Origin of the sequence: Nocardia sp. XZ_19_231, assembly GCF_015355705.1 — a bacterium.
Lineage (GTDB): Bacteria > Actinomycetota > Actinomycetes > Mycobacteriales > Mycobacteriaceae > Nocardia > Nocardia salmonicida.
This window is the reverse complement of record NZ_JACUZI010000005.1, coordinates 158,426-172,394: the sequence shown is the minus strand read 5'-3', so window position 1 is coordinate 172,394 and position 13,969 is coordinate 158,426. Positions and strand designations below refer to the sequence as shown.

The 13,969-nt window shown below is 68.1% G+C and carries 12 protein-coding genes and 1 pseudogene; 3 read left to right on the top strand and 10 right to left on the bottom strand.

The window, feature by feature from the left end:
* Positions 1–236: 236 nt before the first annotated feature.
* Genes IBJ82_RS22785 through IBJ82_RS22770 form a run of 4 tightly spaced genes read right to left on the bottom strand, consistent with a single transcriptional unit; the run spans position 237 to position 3,720 of the window.
* Complete coding sequence (locus IBJ82_RS22785; protein ID WP_194828001.1) at positions 237–737, bottom strand: hypothetical protein; 501 nt, start codon at positions 735–737, stop codon at positions 237–239.
* A gap of 29 nt (positions 738–766) precedes the next feature.
* A complete protein-coding gene (locus IBJ82_RS22780) occupies positions 767–1,549 on the bottom strand; it encodes an enoyl-CoA hydratase (protein WP_194828000.1) in 783 nt (260 codons plus the stop codon).
* 10 nt (positions 1,550–1,559) lie between these two features.
* The gene (locus tag IBJ82_RS22775) at positions 1,560–2,738 is read right to left on the bottom strand and encodes an acyl-CoA dehydrogenase family protein (RefSeq protein WP_194827999.1); all 1,179 of its coding nucleotides are present in this window, start codon (positions 2,736–2,738) and stop codon (positions 1,560–1,562) included.
* A complete protein-coding gene (locus IBJ82_RS22770; protein WP_194827998.1) occupies positions 2,722–3,720 on the bottom strand; it encodes an acyl-CoA dehydrogenase family protein in 999 nt (332 codons plus the stop codon). The genes IBJ82_RS22775 and IBJ82_RS22770 overlap by 17 nt, the downstream gene beginning before the upstream one ends.
* Before the next feature lie 175 nt (positions 3,721–3,895).
* On the opposite strand from IBJ82_RS22770, the gene IBJ82_RS22765 reads away from it, so the two are divergent.
* Positions 3,896–4,549, top strand: coding sequence for a TetR/AcrR family transcriptional regulator (locus IBJ82_RS22765; RefSeq protein ID WP_194827997.1), 654 nt, complete (start codon positions 3,896–3,898; stop codon positions 4,547–4,549).
* Positions 4,550–4,586: 37 nt separating this feature from the next.
* Here the strand turns inward: IBJ82_RS22765 and IBJ82_RS22760 are convergent, their stop codons facing one another.
* Both IBJ82_RS22760 and IBJ82_RS22755 read right to left on the bottom strand, forming a co-directional pair.
* Positions 4,587–5,732, bottom strand: a complete 1,146-nt coding sequence (locus IBJ82_RS22760) for a thiolase family protein (RefSeq protein ID WP_194827996.1) — start codon at positions 5,730–5,732, stop codon at positions 4,587–4,589.
* Positions 5,725–7,161, bottom strand: a complete 1,437-nt coding sequence (locus IBJ82_RS22755) for a class I adenylate-forming enzyme family protein (RefSeq protein ID WP_194827995.1) — start codon at positions 7,159–7,161, stop codon at positions 5,725–5,727. The genes IBJ82_RS22760 and IBJ82_RS22755 overlap by 8 nt, the downstream gene beginning before the upstream one ends.
* Positions 7,162–7,214: 53 nt before the next feature.
* On the opposite strand from IBJ82_RS22755, the gene IBJ82_RS22750 reads away from it, so the two are divergent.
* A complete protein-coding gene (locus tag IBJ82_RS22750; RefSeq protein WP_194827994.1) occupies positions 7,215–7,979 on the top strand; it encodes an SDR family NAD(P)-dependent oxidoreductase in 765 nt (254 codons plus the stop codon).
* A gap of 166 nt (positions 7,980–8,145) precedes the next feature.
* On the opposite strand, the gene IBJ82_RS22745 is transcribed toward IBJ82_RS22750, so the two are convergent.
* The 4 genes and pseudogenes from IBJ82_RS22745 to IBJ82_RS22730 form a co-directional block, all read right to left on the bottom strand.
* Positions 8,146–8,913, bottom strand: coding sequence for an enoyl-CoA hydratase-related protein (locus IBJ82_RS22745; protein ID WP_194827993.1), 768 nt, complete (start codon positions 8,911–8,913; stop codon positions 8,146–8,148).
* The gene (locus IBJ82_RS22740) at positions 8,913–10,184 is read right to left on the bottom strand and encodes an acetyl-CoA hydrolase/transferase family protein (protein WP_194827992.1); all 1,272 of its coding nucleotides are present in this window, start codon (positions 10,182–10,184) and stop codon (positions 8,913–8,915) included. The genes IBJ82_RS22745 and IBJ82_RS22740 overlap by 1 nt, the downstream gene beginning before the upstream one ends.
* Positions 10,181–11,071, bottom strand: a complete 891-nt coding sequence (locus IBJ82_RS22735) for a CoA ester lyase (protein ID WP_194828424.1) — start codon at positions 11,069–11,071, stop codon at positions 10,181–10,183. The genes IBJ82_RS22740 and IBJ82_RS22735 overlap by 4 nt, the downstream gene beginning before the upstream one ends.
* 36 nt (positions 11,072–11,107) lie before the next feature.
* Positions 11,108–12,256 (bottom strand): annotated as a pseudogene (locus IBJ82_RS22730) (CaiB/BaiF CoA transferase family protein); the annotation flags it as partial.
* A gap of 166 nt (positions 12,257–12,422) precedes the next feature.
* Between IBJ82_RS22730 and IBJ82_RS22725 the strand changes: the two are divergent.
* Positions 12,423–13,967, top strand: coding sequence for an AMP-binding protein (locus tag IBJ82_RS22725; protein ID WP_370585436.1), 1,545 nt, complete (start codon positions 12,423–12,425; stop codon positions 13,965–13,967).
* The last annotated feature ends 2 nt before the right edge of the window (positions 13,968–13,969 follow it).

Below are 13,969 nucleotides of genomic sequence, written 5' to 3'. Positions count from 1 at the left end.
TGTCCTCCTGACACAAGCTCGGCGGCCGAGCCCTGCTCCTCATCGAACGAAGCGCCTGTGGTCGACGCTCTCCATTTCGGAAATCATCTTCTCACCTAGAGAGAATATTGTTAACCCTTTGGCGAAAGATCGATATCGTGCTTTTGCGGCGAGGCTCGACAACCGCGCGCATCGACCCCGCGGACACGTGTGGCGCCCAGCGGAAAACCGCTGAGCGCCACACTGTTTCGGCTACCTCAACAAGCCGGCGAGGTACCGCCCTGAATCGCCATCAACGCGCAGTAGGTGGCCGCGGCGACCTTCCACTGGCCGCCCTCACGCACCGCCTGACCGGTCTGATCGGGAAGCACCGGAGTGCCGTTCATGAGCAGCGAATAGGTGACGTCGGCGTTGTCGGCGTCGATCAGCTTCACCCCACCCACCGTGACCGAGGTGCTCTGGGCCTGCGGGTTGGCCGCCTGGGCTTGCAACAACGGGGTGAACGCGGCGCCCTTCTCGACGACCGCGACCTTCTTGTCCGCCGGCGCCTTGCCGTCGAAGAACAGCACGTAGGCATCGGTGATGGACTTGACCGCAGCCGGGTCGGCCGCCGCGGTCGCGGCCGAGGTGGCGGCCGCCGATGTAGTCGACGAACTAGTGGAACCCTCGTCGTCGGAGCCACAGCCGGTGACTGTGACGACGGCGATCGCCACGAGACCGCAACAGGCCATCGCCTTGTGGCGCAGTGTATTTCGCATTGGTGGTACCTCTCTTCATGAGCGACGGATCACTCGATCTTCTGTTTCATCTCGTCCAGCGCCATCAGGATCGGAAAGCCGTTCACGCTCAACGCGTTCCCGTGACCGGTCGAGTGCACATCGAAGACGGACTGAATGGCGGCGTAGAAGCCCTGGACGTCGAGCGTCTGGTTGACCGCGCGTTTGGCCTGCCGCAAGCCGAACGACGGCATCGCGGCGATCTTGGTCGCCAGCGCGCGGGTCTGCTCGTCGAGCTCCGCGCGCGGCACCACCTTGTTCACCATGCCGACCTGTTCGGCCTCCGTCGCGGTCACCGCGCGGCCGGTGAACAGGATCTCCTTGGCCTTGCGCGCGCCGAGTTCCCAGGTGTGCCCGTGGTATTCGACGCCGCCGATGCCCATCAGCACGACCGGGTCGGAGAACAGCGCGTCGTCGGCGGCGACGATCAAATCGCACGGCCAGCACAGCAGGAGTCCACCGGCGATGCACCGCCCCTGCACCGCGGCGATCGACGGCTTGGGCACATTGCGCCAGCGCAGGGAGTACTCGAGGTAGCGTCGGCTCTCGTTCTGGTAGATCCACTCCAGGGTGATGTCATCGGAGGAGGGCCAGCGATCTTTCAGATCGTGACCGGCCGAGAAGTGTTTGCCCTCGCCGCGCAACACGATCACCGCGACCTCGGGATCCTGGGCGGCGCGGGTCCACGCGGCGTCGAGTTCGTCGAGCAGGTCCGAGTTCTGGGCGTTGGCCGCCTCCGGCCGATCCAGGGTGATGGTCGCGATCTTGTCGGCGACTTCGTAGCGGATATACACAGCGAGCTCCTCAGCTCCGAGGGAGACCGAGCACACGCTCGGCGATGATGTTGCGTTGGATTTCCGAGGTGCCGCCGGCGATGGTGCCCGCGAAGCTACGCGCGTAGCGCTCGAACCAACTGCACGAGAAGTTGTCCAGATTCAGCGGATTGAACGGCGCGGTGACGGCCGGGTGCACGAGCCCGTCCGAGCCCGCCGCGAGCAAGGTCTGTTCCGCCGCGCTCTGCACGGCTTCGGAGCCGAACACCTTGAGCACCGACAGCGCGGCGACGTCCTGGTCGCCGCGCGCCGCGCGGGCCAGTGCCGCCGAGCCGAGCAGGCGCAAGGCCTGGTTGTCCATGACCATCGTCGCGTAGTGGTCGCGCTCGAGCACCGTGCTCGGCCGGAAGTCTTCGATCAGTTCCCGCAGCCGAGCAGCGAAGCTGAGCCACAACAACGTGCGCTCGTGGCCGAGTGAACCGTTGGCCACCCCCCAGCCTCCGTGCAGCGGGCCGACGAGGTTCTCCGCGGGCACCACCACGTTTTCGAAGAACACCTCGTTGAAGTCCAGGTCGTGCGGACCGCAGATCGAGGCGAACGGCCGCCGCGTCACCCCCGGGGTGTCGGTCGGGATCAGCAGCACGCTGATCCCCTTGTGTTTAGGGAGGTCCGGGTCGGTGCGGACAAAAGTGAGCAGCACGTCGGCGTCGTGGGCGCCGGAGGTCCAGACCTTCTGCCCGTTCACCACGAAGTGGTCGCCGTCGAGCACGGCGCGGGTCCGCAGACCGGCCAGATCGGACCCGGCGCCCGGTTCGCTCATGCCGAGCGCCGCGGTGATCTCGGCGCGCAGGATCCGGACCGCCCAGTTCTTCTTCTGCTCCTCGGTGCCGAAGGACAGCAGCGAGGCGGCGATGATGCCGAGCCCCTGAGGGTTGAAGCTGTGATACATGTGCCGCTTGGACAGCTCTTCCAGGTGCACGTACTGCTGCACGAGGGTCGCATTGCGCCCGCCGTATTCCGGGGAGTTGCCGGGAAGCAGCCAGCCGCTGTCGAATTGGCGACGCTGCCAGTCGCGAGCCCAACCGGGAATGTCGGCGCTGGAACCAGCCCTGTCCGCTCCCGCGACCGCCGCGTCGGGCAGGTGTTCGGCCAGGAAGGCCACGAATTCGGCCCGGAAGGCTTCGACGTCGGCGTCAAAAGTCAGTCGCACGGTACTCCTCGGCGATCAGCGCCCGATGCGTGTGCGCGCCGCCGAGCAGCAGCTCGCCGGCCTTGGCCCGCTTGAGCGCGAATTGCAGGTCGTTTTCCCAGGTGAAACCCATGCCGCCGAACAATTGCACGCCGTGCCGGAAGACCAGGGACTGGCACTCACCGGCGGCGGCCTTGGCCATCGAGGCCGCGATCCGGCGGCGTGGATCATCGGCGGCGATGGTCAGCGCCGCGAAATAGGCCAGCGCCCTTGCCCGTTCGATGGCGATCTGCATGTCGGCGGCCTTGTGTTTGACCGCCTGGAACGAGCCGAGCGCGACGCCGAACTGCTGACGCGTACGCACATGCTCGAGCACCAGGTCCAGAATGCGCTGGCAGGCACCGACCGTGGTCAAGGCCAGACCGGTCAGGGCGAGATGGCGAGCGCGTTCCGGCACGGTGGCGACCCGGCGGTCGTCGCGCAGCCGTACCCCGACGAAGCTCACGTCGGCGATGTGTAGGACCGGGTCGAACACCTCTGTGCGCCGGGCGATCACCTCGGACGCCTCCACGACGAACACCCCGACATCGGTGACGACCGCGAACTGCTGCGCTCGATCACCATCGAGGACATGGTGGCTGGTGCCGTTGAGCACCCAGTCCGCGCCGTCGCGTTGCACCGTGACACCGGTGAACACGGCCGTCCCCGAGCGACCGCTCTGCGCGAATTCCGGTGCGAGCGGCGCGAACTGGCTCATCGTGGCCAGATAGGGCGTCGGGTCGGTGGCCCGGCCCAACTCCTCGAGCACGATGGCCAGTTCCACCGCGTCGGTGGCATCGATCAATTCGGTCCAGCCCAGCTCGACATAGGTATGCCACAGCGGGGCCGGATCGGCGTCCTGGTCCGCGACCGCACGAATCAGTGCAGGCGGACACTCCTTGGCTAGAACGGCGCGGACAGTCTCCTGCCACAGCCGTTGATCGGAGTCGAACTCCACGAGCATCCGGAGGGCCTCCTTGCCAGCTACCGTCAATAACAGTACGGAGAATAGCATTCTCTTAAGAAGAAAGTAATGGTCTCCAAGATCGCGGACACGCTGGGCTGACCACCGATGGATATGACGTTCTCCGGTACAGTGCATCCATGTTCTGCACACATAACCGAGGATGGAGGCGACCGTGACCAGCGTCAGCGAAGAGCCCGCCTGGAAGCAGCGGGCCGTCGAGCGGTCCATCCGCGGGGCGAAACTGCGCGCCGAGCAGCGGGTGCAAAAGTTTCTCGATGCGGCGCAGGCGATCATCACCGAGAAGGGGACCACAGACTTCACCGTGCAAGAAGTGGTCGACCGCTCGCGTCAGTCACTGCGCAGCTTCTACCTGCAGTTCGACGGTAAGCACGAGCTGTTGCTCGCCTTGTTCGAGGACGCGCTCGGCCGGACAGCGGATCAACTGGCGGCGGCCGCCGAGGGCAAGACCGAGCCGCTGGACCGCCTGCGGGTCACCGTCGAGTTGCTGTTCGAACTGTGCAGGCCCGATCCGGTCGCACAGCGTCCGCTGTTCACCGATTTCGCGCCGCAACTACTGGTCTCGCATCCCGCTCAGGTCAAGATCGCGCACGCGCCACTGCTGTCGCTGTTCACCGACCTGATGGAACAGGCCAAGGAGGCGGGTGCGCTGCGCGACGACCTCAACTCGCGCCGCATGGCCGCCGTGGTGATGCAGACGGTCATGTTCACCGCACAGTCGGCGGGCGGCACCGACGAGGACACCGCGCACCCGATCACCGCGGGGGAAGTCTGGGACTTCTGCGCCTTCGGGTTCGCCAAGGCCTGAACCGACCGGGTGGCCGATGCGGCCACCCGGTCCCCGATCAGGGCGCGGCCACCTCGACGACCGTCGCCGAACCCATTCCGCCGCCGGCACACAGCGCGGCGATACCGAAACCGCCACCGCGGCGCCGCAATTCGTGCACCAGGGTGGCGATCATCCTGGCACCGGTCGCCGCGACGGGATGGCCGAGCGAGCATCCACTGCCGCTGACATTGACCAGGTCCGGATCGATGTCGAGTGCCTTGATCGTGGCCAGGGGCACCACGGCGAACGCCTCGTTGATTTCGAACAGACTCACCTGGGACAGCGAAATACCCGCCCGGGAAACAGCTTTCGCGATCGCCTCGATGGGCGCCAGCCCCGTGACGGCGGGGTCGACCCCGACCGATGCCCAGGCCCGGATCACACCGAGTGCGGGCAGCCCGAGACGATCGCTGGCGATGGCAAGGGCCGCGGCGCCGTCGTTGGCGCCCGCGGCATTGCCCGCCGTGATGCTGAAACCCTCGATCTCCGGGTGCAGGACCTTCAACCCGGCCAACTTCTCCAGCGTGGTGTCGCGTCGCGGGTGCTCGTCGACCTCGAACAGGCCGTGCGGAGTCTTGATCGGCACGATCTCGTCGGCGAAGCGCCCCTCGTCGATGGCGGCGATGGCATTGCGGTGCGAACGCAACGCCCAGGCATCCATCTCCGCGCGCGAGATACCGGCTTTGACCGCCGCGTTCCAGCCGACGGTGATGGACATGTCCAGATTCGGCGCACCCGGGCGATCGGGGTGACTCGGTGAGGTCCAGGGCTCGAGCCATTCGTCCTCGCCCACCCGGAAACGAAGGCGCGGCGCGGTGGAGTCGGAGTTCACGCCACCGGCGATGACGAGCCGGTCCATGCCCGCGCGGATGCTCGCCGCGGCGGACTGCACCGCCGCCATCCCCGCCGCGCAGTGCCGGTTCGTGGCGAGGCCGGGCACCGTGGTCAGCCCGGCGGTGACCGCGGCGTGCCTGGCCAGCACTCCGCCGCCGTAGCGGCCCTCACCGAGAATGACATCGTCGATCCGGCTCGGATCGAGGCCGTCGGCCACGGCGGCGACTACGTGATCGGCCAGCGTGAAGGCGTCGGTGTCGCGCAGCGTCCCCTTCCGTGCGGTCCCGATGGGCGTGCGCAGCGCGGAGACGATGACTGCTTCAGGCATGGGTATCCTCCAATTCGGCAACAAGATTGCGTCGCAATAGTTTTCCGGTGTCGGTCTTGGGCAGCTCGGTGCGGAACACGATGGCGTCGGGCGTCTTGGACGAGCGCAGCCGGTCTTTGACCCACTGCTTGATCCGCGCTTCGTCGCCGACCCCGACGACCACCGCGACCAGGCGCTGACCCCATTCCGGATCGGGCACGCCGACGACCGCGGCCTCAGTGATGCCGGGGTATTCGAGGAGCACGTCCTCGATCTCGGCCGGCGCGATGTTCTCCCCGCCCCGGATGATCGTGTCGTCGGCACGGCCCTCGATGAACAGGTAGCCGGCGTCGTCGAGTTTGCCGAGATCGCCGGTGGGGAACCAGCCGTCGGCGTCGAGGGCGCTGCGGCCGCCGTATTCACCCGAGATCTGCTCACCACGGACGAAGACCAGCCCGGGCTCCCCCACCGCGACGGGTTCACCTGCGGCACTGCGGATCTCGAACTCGATGCCGGGAAGAGCACGTCCCACCGAGCCGAGCCGGTCGCGGACGAGCGGATCGTCGGAGGTGGCGGCGGAACGGTGATCCTCCGGCCCGAGGACCGCGACGGAGGACGCTGTCTCGGTGAGTCCGTAGGCGTTGACGAAACCGGTCTCGGGGAACACCCGAAGCGCGCGATCCAGGACCGGGCGCGGCATCCGGGAGCCGCCGTAGGCCAGCGTCGCCAGGGTCGGGGTGCCCGCGTCGGGCCCTTCGACCTCGCCGACGATGCGGGCCAGCATGGTCGGCACCAGCATCGCCTGCGTGATCCGTTCCCGGCGAACGGTGGCCAGCCACTCGGCGGGGTCGAACGCGGACAGGTAGACCACGCGGCGTCCGGCGTAGAGGTTCGAGAGCAGATTCGTCAGCCCCGCGATGTGATACGGCGGCACCGAAACCAGCGTCGCATCGGTTGTCGCGGCGGCCCCGAACTCCACGGTGTTGAGCAGGTAGGCCATCAGATGGCGGTGCCGCAGCAGCGCCGCCTTGGGCGCGGAGGTGGTGCCGCTGGTGTAGAGGATCACCGCCACCGAGTCCGCGTCCCACGGTGTCGGCAGCTCCAGCGCGGCGGGCTGCGCGGGGTCGACGGCGACCAGGGCGTCCAGATCCTCCGGTCGCAAGATCAGCGCGCCCGGATGTCGTTCGAGCAGTGCGCTCAGCTGGGCATCGCCGAGCCGGTAGTTCAGCGGCACGAACGGCACACCGGCCAGCACGGCGCCGAACAGCGCTACCGGATAGGCCAGGTGGTTCGCGCCCAGATACAGCACCGCGGGGTGCTCATGGAAGCGAGGGGCCGCTCGCCGGGCGCGGTCGAGCAGGTCTGCCGCGGACAGCGAGCGGTCGTCGACCGTGATCACCGATCGACTCCCGGCCGAGGCCGCCATGTCTAGGATCATGCCAATGTTCATGAGAACATTATTCTCACAGCAAGAGAGTGCTGATTTCAAGAGAGGGAAACAACATGGATATCAGTGGTAGTTCCGCCATCGTGGTCGGCGGCACCGGTGGGCTCGGGGCGGCCACAGTCCGTCGCCTGCACGCCGCGGGGGCGAAGGTGGTCGTCGCCGACGTCGCCGACGACAAGGGCAAGGAACTCGAGGACGAACTCGGCATCCGCTACGTGCACACCGATGCCACCAGTGAGGAGTCCGTTCAGGCCGCCATCGAAGAGGCGCAATCCCTCGGCCCCCTGCGGATTTCGGTCGACACGCACGGCGGTCCCGCCAGCGGCGGACGACTCGTCGGCAAAGACGGCAGCCCACTCGCGCTAGACGGTTTCCGCACCACGATCGAGTTCTATCTGACCGCTGTGTTCAATGTGCTGCGACTCTCGGCCGCTGCCATCGCCAAGCAGGAACCGCTCGACGAAGGCAGCCGCGGTGTCATCGTCAACACTGCCTCGATCGCCGCCTACGAGGGTCAGATCGGTCAACTCCCCTACGCCGCGGCCAAGGGTGGCGTGGTCGGGATGACCCTGGTCGCGGCCCGCGACCTGTCCCCGCTGGGCATTCGTGTGGTCACCATCGCCCCCGGCACCTTCAACACCCCCGCCTACGGCAAGGCCGCCGAGCAGCTGGAGGTCCACTGGAGCAGGCAGGTCCCCCACCCCAAGCGGATGGGTCAGTCACCGGAGTACGGGCAACTGGTGCAGTCCATCATCGAGAACGACTACCTCAACGGCGAGGTGATCCGCCTCGACGGCGCGCTGCGATTCCCGCCGAAATGACCACGGTCGGCACACCTTGACGGTCGCGACGGTCGATGGAACGACCACCGAGGACACCCGAACCGGGCCGGGGGAACCGAATTCCCTTCGCCCGGATTCGGTCCGCGGGCACCAGGCGAATGTCGCGGTGCACCAGCCGAATATGTGGCGGCACCAGCCGAATGTCTCAGCGGCCCAGCCAGATCGGGGTTCGCTTCTCCGCGAACGCGCGCGGACCCTCCTGCGCGTCGGCACTGTCGTAGCACTCGACGGCGGCGTCCCTGGCGGCCCGCAGCGCGTCGGACCGACCCATCTCGGTGGCGAGCATGACCGTGTCCCGCGCCGCCCGCACCGACAACGGCGCGCCGCGCAGGATCTCGGCGGCCAGTTCGAGTGCCACCCGCAGGACCGCGCCCGGCTCGGCGAGGCGGTTGACGAGGCCGACCTCGTAGGCCCGTCGCGCGGTGATCGGCGCGCCGGTGAGCAGCAGTTCCATCATGATCCGCTGCGGGATCATATGAATCAGCGGCGCGGCCCACGGCGAGCTGCGCCCCACCTTGACCTCGGTGATCGCGAACGTCGCCGCCGTGCTCGCCACGCACAGGTCGCAGGCCTGGGCGATCATCCAGCCGCCGGCGAACGCGGCGCCGTTGACCGCGGCGATCGTGGGCTTGGACAGCTCGACGGTGTCGTAGGGCAGCGGGAACAGCTCGGGCGGCGGCACCCGCATCCCGGTGTCCACCATCTCCTTGAGATCGCCGCCCGCGCAGAACGCCTTGTCACCCGCGCCGGTGAGCACGGCGACGCGCAGCGCTGGATCGTGCTCGAAGCGATCCCACGCGGCGTACAGACCCGCGCGCACATCGGCGGCCAAACAGTTGCGGGTTTCCGGACGGTTCAGGGTGATCACGGCGATGCCGTCGGCCCTGGCGTCGAAGAGCACGGCGTCGTTCATCAGAAACCTCGCTGCTGGATCAGGTGGGCGGCCCGGTCGAGCTCCGCCCGGAAGTCGGGATGGGCGATGGCGATCAGTCGGCGCGCGCGCTCGGCCACCGACCTGCCCGCGAGTTCGGCCGCGCCGAATTCGGTCACGATCACATCCACCTCGCTGCGCGCGGTGGTCACCGGCCCGGACAGCCGCGTGGTGATCCGGCTGACCGTGCCGCCTTTCGCGGTGGCGGGCAGCGCGATCACGGCGTGCCCACCCGGTGAGCGCAGGCCGGCGCGGACGAAGTCCACTTGACCACCGGTGCCGCCGAGATAGGCCGATCCGCTCTGTTCGGCGTTCACCTGGCCGGTCAGATCCACCTCGAGCGCCGAATTGAGCGAAACCAGGTTGTCCAGCGTCGACAGCACGGCGGCGTCGTGGGTATAGGAGGTGGCGCGCATGCCGATCAGCGCGTTGCGGTGGGCGAAGGAATAGAGCCGTTCGGTGCCGATCAGCGCCCCGGTGATCGACACTCCTCGGTCGATGCCTTTGCGCGCGTTGGTGATCGCGCCCGACTCGATGAGATCGACGACGCCGTCGCCGATCATGCCCGAGTGCACCCCGAGATCCGTGCGATCGTGCAGGAGTCGAAGGACCGCGTCCGGCACGGCGCCGACACCGACCTGCAGGACGGTGCCGTCGCCGATGTAGTGCGCGGCGTGTCCCGCGATGGCGTCGTCGATCGGGTCGGCGGCGGTCGGCGCGACGGCGACCGGTGCCCGCGAAACTCTGACGGCACAGTCGATGTCGGAGCTCGCGAGCAGCGCGCCGTGGGTAAAGGGCACCCGCTCGTTCACCTCGGCGATCACGACCCGCGCCTTGGTGACCGCGGCCCGGACGTAGTCGCTGATCAGCCCGAGGCTGTGGTTGCCGTGCGCGTCGGCCGGGCTCACCTGAACGAAGGCGATGTCACACCCGATCGTGCCCGCCTCGATCATCGGCGCGACCCGGCCCACATGGCACGGGATCACGGTCAGCTTGTGCGCCTTGGTCATCGACCGCAACGTGCCGATCGCTCCCATGCTCGACAGGGCGAAGCTGTCGGCCGTCTCGGGGGTGAACAGTCCCGAGAAGCTGGTGGCGATGAACGCCGAGAGCCCGCCGATCTCGCGGCCACCCGCGATCAACGCCTCGACCAGTGTGGTCGGCTCGCCACACGCCTGACCGATGACGATGCGGTCGCCGTGGCGCAGGTATCGACCCAGCTCCAGAGCTGTCACCTCGGCGCGGACGCTCACGCGCGTCCGCCCGACGCCAGCAGCGCCTGCGCGCGGGCCAGGTGCGGACGATCGAGCATGGCGCCGCGATGACCGATGGCACCGACGCCGGGATGGGCGGCGAACAGATCGACAATCTCTTGGGCCGCGGCCAATTCCGTGGCCGACGGGGTGAACGCCGCGTTGATCACCTCGACCTGATCGGGGTGGATGGCGAGCATGCCGCTGTAACCGTCGCGGCGCACCCGCTCGACTCTGGCACGCAGCCCGACCAGGTCGCGGAAATCGCCCTGGATGGTCTCGACCGCCGCTACTCCGGCGGCGGTGGCGCCGAGCAGACACAGACTCCGCGCCAGCTCGTAGGTGAATCCGTAACTCCCGTCCGGATTTCGGTTCTCGGCGGCGCCGACCGAATCGGCGAGATCCTCCGCACCCCAGGTCATCGCGACCACCCGGGGCGCCCCACGGTAGGAGCCGGTGGTGAACATGGCTTCGGCGGTCTCGGTGACCAACACGATGACCTTGGTCGAGCCCTGTTCGATTCCGGCGGCTACCTCCAGCGCGCTCAGATAGTGGTCGAGGAGTTCGACGTCGGCACGACCGCGCGACTTGGGCAGCATGATGCCGCCGGGCCCGGCCGGGACGACGGCCGCCAGATCGGCCAAAGTGTGTGGTCCGTCGAGCGGGTTGACCCGCACCCACAGCCTGCTCGCGTCCGCTGCGCGGGCGGTGAGCAGATCGGCGATCATCGTGCGGGCCTGGGCTTTCGCCGCGTCACGGACGGCGTCCTCCAGGTCGAAGATGACGATGTCGGCCGCGCTCGCCGCGGCCTTCTCCATCTTCCGCCTGCTGTCGCCCGGCGCGAAGAGCCAGGAACGCGCGCGAAAGGCTTCTCCGATACTGGTCATTGCTTCTCCAAATTCTTCGGTCGAATGATGGGGCTGTATCTCGTCGAGCACTTCCGTGGTGTGGGCGCCGAGTCCCGGCGCGCCGGTGGCGATCCGGCCGGGTGTGCGAGAAAACCATGTCGGCGGGCCGGGAAAGCGGACCGCGCCGTACTCGGTCTGGACCGTCTCGAAGAATCCGGCCGCGTTCAGGTGCGGGTCGTCGAAGAGTTCGTCGAGGGTGCGGACCGGAGCGGCAGGGATATCCAGCGCGTGCAGCAGATCGAGCCATTCCTGTGTCGTGCGCTCGGCGAACGTCTCGCTCAGCAGGCCGTAGACGGTGTCGATCCGGGCCGCGCGCTGGGCCAGGGTGGCGAAGTGCGCTCCGGCCCACGGCGGCTGGACGGCGTCGACGAACGCCGACCACTGTTTGTCGTTGTAGACCAGCGCGCAGACATAGCCGCCGTCGCTGGTTCGGTAGGGCTTGCGATTGGGTGTGACAGCGCGGGGGTACACGGCGGGACCGAGCGGTGGGCTGAACAGCGCGCCGTTGGCGTGTTCCACCAGCATGAACGCGGCCATGGTCTCGAACATGGCGACTTCGACCTCCTGCCCCTCCCCGGTCCGCTCCCGATGGAACAGCGCCATGGTGGTGGCGTACAGCGCCGTCAACCCGGCCACCTTGTCCGCCAGGATGGTGCCGACGTAGCCCGCCGTTCCGGTCAGCTGCTCCTGCGCGGAGAGCAGGCCGCTCTCGGCCTGGATGGTGTCGTCGTAGGCGGTGAAATTCGCGTAGGGGCCGCCGCGGCCGTACCCGTAGCAGTTGGTGTAGACGATCGATGGATTGATCGCCGACACCGCGGCGTAGTCGAATCCGAGTCCGGCGATCGCCGTGGCGCGCATCGAATGGACGAACACGTCGGCGTCGACGATCAGCGCGCGCAACGCCTGCTTGCCCGACTCCGATCGCAGATCCAGGACCACGCTGCGTTTGCCCCGGTTCACATTGACGAACACCCCGCCCATCGTCGGGTCGGGGCCGACCGAGATGTAGCGGGTGTTGTCCCCGGCGGGCGGTTCGATCTTGACCACGTCCGCGCCCATGTCGGCCATGATCTGGGTGCAGTAGGGGCCCATCACCATCGCGGTCAGATCGAGGACACGCAGCTCGGACAGTGGTCCGGAGCGCGTCGTTGTTCGAGGTGCCATCACGGCTCGACCTCTCCTCCGTCACAGGGAACCGGCAGCCGAAAGACGTTGGCGGCCGGGAGGATTCGGCATCGGCGGAAGCCATGTCCAGGAGCTCGCGCGCACTCCGGGACAGCGGGACCGAGCCTATAGTATGAATCATTACAAGGATAGAGAGGGAAGAAACGTGGATGACATCGACAGCTATGACCCACCGAGCTCCCACCGGCCGCGGCGCGCGACCGGGACCATCGCCGCGGTACTCGACGCCGCCCGCCGCGACCGTCCCGATGCCGCGGCGGTGGAAGCGGTTTCCGGCGTCTGGACCTATGCCGAACTCGACGATCGGGCCGACCGGGCGGCGGGGGCACTGTGGTCGCTCGGCGTGCGGCCCGGCGACCGGGTCGCCGCCTGCCTGCCCAACGACCTCGACATCGTCGCGGCGTTTCACGGCGCGCAGCGAATCGGCGCGATCTGGGCGGGGATCGGCGAGGCGCTCACGACAAGCGAGCAGCGATACCTCGACGACCTCTGCGCGCCGATGGTCGTGCTCGCCGGGCCCCAGTGCAGATTGACCTCGTCCGCGTGCGTCGATTCCGACCGATGGGCGGAGCTGATGACCACCGGCGCGGTGGCACCGCCCGTCGAGACCGAGGTCGACGCGCCTGCCGCCATCGCCTTCACCAGCGGCACGTCGGGACAGCCCAAGGCCGTGGTGCACAGCCAGCGCAACCTGCTCCTGCCCGGCGCGGCTCTCGTCGCCACCCGAGGCTGGGGTCCCGAACTGCGCAAGGGTGACAGCTTTCCGCTCACCATTCTCAATCTCATGGTCCTGTCCACCCTGCTCACCGCACAGGCGGGGGGCTGCGCCGTCGTGATGAATCGCCGCGACGTCGACGGCGTCGCCGAATGGATCGCCTCGCGCCGGATTACCGTATGGAACGGCGCACCCGCTCAGCTCTACGATCTCGCCCGGCGCCCCGACCTCGATCTCAGTTCGCTCACCGAGGTGTGGAGCGGCGGCGGCGACACCCCGGAATCGCTGCGCCAGGCGTTCCACGCGGCACACGGGCTCCTCCCCCGCGTCACCTACGGCCTGACCGAGGCGCCGACCGTCGTCTCCATCGACCCGCCGCGAACCGCGCCGCGTCCCGGAACCTGCGGGCAGGTATTGCCGCAGTACACCGTCGCGGCCTACGACGACGACGGCCACCGGCTCCCGGCGGGCGAGCTCGGTGAATTGCGCCTGAGCGGCACCGCCACCGGACCGTGGGCGGACCGGTGGCGGCCCATGCTGGGCTACTGGGAACCCGAGGGCATCCGAGCGCCGGACCAAGGTCCGATCCCGACCGGTGACATCGGGACCGTCGACGCGGACGGCTGGCTGACCGTGCTCGACCGCAAGAAGCTCGTCATCATCCGGGGCGGGGCGAACGTCTATCCGCTCGAGGTGGAACGAGTCATCGCCGCGCACCCCGCTGTCGCCAAGGTCGCGGTCTGCGGCATCGCCGACGACCGGCTCGGCCACCGCGTCGCCGCCGTGGTCGAGAGCGGCGGTGCCACGATCGATGTCGCGGAACTCACCGCACTGTGCCGGCGAGAACTTTCGCCATACAAGGTGCCCGAGATCTGGTCCGTGGTCGACGCCCTGCCGGTCAACGCGATGGACAAGGTCGAGCGGACGAAACTGCCGGCGCTCGCGGCCCGGCGACCACACTCCACCCAAGCCTGAGG

What these genes read in the sequence shown, in the direction of transcription:
- IBJ82_RS22760 (WP_194827996.1), bottom strand. Translation starts at nt 5,732, where the DNA reads ATGCCTGAAGCAGTCATCGTCTCCGCGCTGCGCACGCCCATCGGGACC.
- IBJ82_RS22750 (WP_194827994.1), top strand. Translation starts at nt 7,215, where the DNA reads ATGGATATCAGTGGTAGTTCCGCCATCGTGGTCGGCGGCACCGGTGGG.
- IBJ82_RS22755 (WP_194827995.1), bottom strand. Translation starts at nt 7,161, where the DNA reads ATGAACATTGGCATGATCCTAGACATGGCGGCCTCGGCCGGGAGTCGA.
- IBJ82_RS22745 (WP_194827993.1), bottom strand. Translation starts at nt 8,913, where the DNA reads ATGAACGACGCCGTGCTCTTCGACGCCAGGGCCGACGGCATCGCCGTG.
- IBJ82_RS22770 (WP_194827998.1), bottom strand. Translation starts at nt 3,720, where the DNA reads ATGCTCGTGGAGTTCGACTCCGATCAACGGCTGTGGCAGGAGACTGTC.
- IBJ82_RS22785 (WP_194828001.1), bottom strand. Translation starts at nt 737, where the DNA reads ATGCGAAATACACTGCGCCACAAGGCGATGGCCTGTTGCGGTCTCGTG.
- IBJ82_RS22735 (WP_194828424.1), bottom strand. Translation starts at nt 11,071, where the DNA reads ATGACCAGTATCGGAGAAGCCTTTCGCGCGCGTTCCTGGCTCTTCGCG.